This window comes from Nocardia sp. NPDC004722 (assembly GCF_053601505.1).
The window spans coordinates 1-3,797 of record NZ_JBSGBY010000727.1; the positions used below are offsets into that span (position 1 = coordinate 1).

Below are 3,797 nucleotides of genomic sequence, written 5' to 3' on the forward strand. Positions count from 1 at the left end.
GTCTACACCTCCGGCTCGACCGGACGACCGAAGGGCGTCGAGGTCACCCACGCCGGACTGGCGGGACTGTGCGCGGCGCAAAGTCGCCGATTCCGGGTCGGACCGGACTCCCGCGTGCTCAGCGTCGCGGCCCGCACCTTCGACGCCGCGATCTTCGAACTGCTGCTGGCGGTGTCCGGCGCCGCGACCCTGGTGATGTCGCCGCCGGACGTGTACGGCGGGCCGCAACTCGCGGACCTCCTGCGCACGCAGCGGGTCACCCACGCCGTCCTCACCCCGGCCGTCGCCGCCGCGACCGAGGCTGCAGGGCTGGACGATCTCGAGGTGCTGACGGTGGCGGGCGAGGCGTGCCCGCCCGCGCTCATCTCCCGTTGGGCGGGAACCGATCTCGGCGCCCGCCGCCGGGTACACAACCTGTACGGCCCCGCCGAGGCGACCATCTGGGTGACCGGCACCGCCGCCCTGCGCGCGGGCGAACCGGTCACCCTCGGCACGGTGATCGGCGGCCTGTCGGTCCTGGTGCTGGATGCCTGGTTGCGGCCCGTGCCCGCCGGCGTGGTCGGCGAGCTGTACGTGGCGGGCCCCGCTGTGGCACGCGGATATCGGGGCCGGACGGGACTCACCGCCGCCCGGTTCATCGCCAATCCCTATGGCGCGCCCGGCAGTCGGCTCTACCGCACCGGCGACCTGGTGCGCTGGACCATCGACGAGCAGACCGAATCCGGTTCGCCCACAGCGCAGCTGATGTACATGGGCCGCTCCGACTTCCAGGTGAAGGTGCGCGGGCAGCGGCTCGAACTCGGCGAGGTCGAGGCCGCGCTGTGCGAAATCGACGGCGTCGATCAGGCCGCCGTCGTCTACCTCGCGGGCGAAAGCGCGCCCGCCGGTGGACGATTGGTGGCGTACGCGGCGGGCCGGGCGCTGGAAACCGGTGCGGTCGAGCGGGCGCTGCGGCAGCGGCTGCCCCGGTACATGGTGCCCGACACCGTCCTGGTGCTCGACGCGCTGCCGCTCAACAGCAGCGGCAAGGTGGACCGCGACGCCCTGCCGGAACCGGTCTTCACCGCCCGGGAATACCGGGCGCCCGCGACACCGCTCGAACAAGCCGTGGCGACGGTGTACGCCGACGTGCTGGGGTGCGAGCGGGTCGCAGTCGACGACGACTTCTTCGCGCTGGGCGGAAACTCGTTGTCGGCCACGCGATTGTCGGCGCGACTCACCGACGCGGTCGGCGTGCCGGTGACGGTACGGGACGTATTCGAGACATCCGTGGTCGGAGACCTCGCGGGCGCGCTCACCGCACGTGGCGCGGTCGCGGGAAAGGCAGGCGCGGCGATCGAGAGCGGACCACGCCTGACCGCCCGGGCGCGGCCGGAGCGAGTGCCGCTGTCGTTCGCGCAGCAGCGGATGTGGTTCGTGAACCGCTTCGCCCCGGAATCGGTGTCCTACAGCATTCCCCTGGTATTGCGGCTGTCGGGCATCGTGGACACCGCCGCACTGTCGGCGGCGATCATGGACGTGCTGGCCCGCCACGAGGTGCTGCGGACGCACTACCCGGAGACGGACGGCGTGCCGCACCAGGTGGTGGTACCGGTCGCCGAGCTGCCGGGCGCGGTGGACTTCGACCCGGCCCCGGCCGTCATCGCCGAGGCCGAGCTGGACTCGGTCGTCGCGGCCGTGGTCTCCCAGGGATTCGATGTCGCCGAACGGATTCCGCTGCGGATCCGACTGCTCGCGGTCGCGCCGCAGGAGTTCGTGCTGGTGCTGGTCGTGCACCACATCAACGCCGACGGATTCTCCATGACCCCGCTGGCCCGCGACCTGGCGGTGGCGTACACGGCCAGGTGCGGTGGGCGGCAACCGGAATGGTCGCCGCTGCCGGTGCAGTACGCGGATTACGCGCTGTGGCAGCGCGAGCTGCTCGGGTCGGCGCAAGACCCGGACTCGGTGCTGTCGGCGCAGACCCGCTACTGGCAGCAGCAGTTGCGGGAGCTGCCGGACCTGCTGGCATTGCCGACCGATCGGCCCCGCCCGGCGGTGGCCTCGCATCGGGGCGCGACCCACGCCTTCACCGTCGAACCCGCCGTGGTGTCCGGGCTGCGACGGGCGGCGCGCGAGCGCGGCGTGACGATGTTCATGCTGTTCCATGCCGCGCTGGCCCTGGTGCTGTCGCGGCTGTCGGGCAGCGCGGATATCGCCATCGGCACGCCGGTGGCCGGGCGCGGGTCGGCCGCACTCGACGATCTGGTCGGCATGTTCGTCAATACGGTCGTGCTGCGCACCCGGATCGACGAAGCGGGGTCCTTCGCCGAACTGCTCGATCGCGTGCGCGGTACCGACCTGGACGCGTTCGCGCACGCCGAGATTCCGTTCGAGCAGGTCGTGGAGGTGCTGGATCCGCCGCGCGGCCGGGCGCGCCATCCGCTGTTCCAGGTCATGCTCGGCTTCCACAATCTCGACGAGGTGCGATTCGAGCTGCCCGGCGTCGCCGTGACGGGCTCGGGCGCGGACACCGGGATCGAGCGGTTCGATCTCAGCCTCACCCTCACCGAGGCGCCCGACGACACCGGGGCGATCCCGGTCGGGATCAGCTACGCGGCGGACCTGTTCGACGACAGCACCATTCGCGCACTGGGACAACGCCTGCGTCGGGTGCTGGCAGCCGTCGCCGCCGACCCCGGGACGGCGGTGCGGGAGATCGACATGCTGTCGGAGTCCGAGCGCACGCGGGTGATTCGTGACTGGGGGCGCGTCGATCCCGGCCTCGCCCGCACCGATGCCGTCACGCTGCCCGAGTTGCTGGCCGCCGCGGTGGCCGCCAATCCCGACGGCGATGCCGTGGTCGACGGGGGCCGCCGGGTCACCTACCGGGAACTCGACGAGTGGTCGAACCGGCTGGCGCAGCACCTGATCGCGCAGGGGGCCGGGCCGGAGACCGTGGTCGCGATCGGTGTGCCGAGGTCGCTGGAGTGGGTGCTGGCGGTGTGGGCGGTCGCGCGGACCGGTGCCGCGCCGGTGTCGGTGGACCCGGCGCATCCGGCCGAACGCACCCGCTTCGTGTGCACCGATTCGGGTGCACGCGTGGGCATTACGACTGCCCGGCACCGAAAGGCGCTGCCCGGCGATGTGCCCTGGATCGTCCTGGACCACCCTGATACGGCTGCGGCCATCGCACCGCGCGGGGACGCCGCGACGGCCCTTCGTGGCCCGAACACGTTGCCGCCGTTGGACGCCGTGGCCTACGTGATCCACACCTCCGGCTCGACCGGCCTGCCCAAGGGCGTCGAGGTCACCCACGCCGGACTGGCCGCCCTCGTCGCCGATCACCGCCGCCGCTGCGCACCCGATCCCGAATCCCGGGTGCTGGCCGTGGCCGCGCGCACCTTCGACGCGGCCCTGTTCGAACTGCTGCTGGCCGTGACCGGCAGCGCGGCACTGGTGATCGCACCCGCCGACGTGTACGGCGGGCAACCGCTCACCGAACTGCTTGCCCGCGAACGCATCACGCACGCCTTCCTCACCCCGGCGGTGGCGTTGACCGTGGACGCGGCTGGGCTCGACGAGCTGCGGGTGCTGCTGGTCGGCGGTGACCGGTGCCCGCCACGGCTGGCGGCGCAATGGTCCGGCACCGATACCGGCGGCCTGCGGCGGGTGTACAACCTCTACGGCCCGGCCGAGGCGACCATCTGGACCACCGGCGCGGAACTGCTGCCCGGGCGGCCCGTCGAGATCGGCGCGGTGTTGCCGGGAACCGGTGCGGTGGTGCTGGATACGGCGCTGCGGCCGGTGCCCGCGGG

The 3,797-nt window shown here is 72.5% G+C and carries 1 protein-coding gene; it reads left to right on the forward strand.

Going from position 1 to position 3,797, the window contains the following annotated elements; genetic code table 11:
* Positions 1–3,797, forward strand: a 3,797-nt coding sequence (locus ACWELQ_RS40670; RefSeq protein ID WP_452402322.1) for an AMP-binding protein, incomplete at both ends; no start/stop codon positions are given.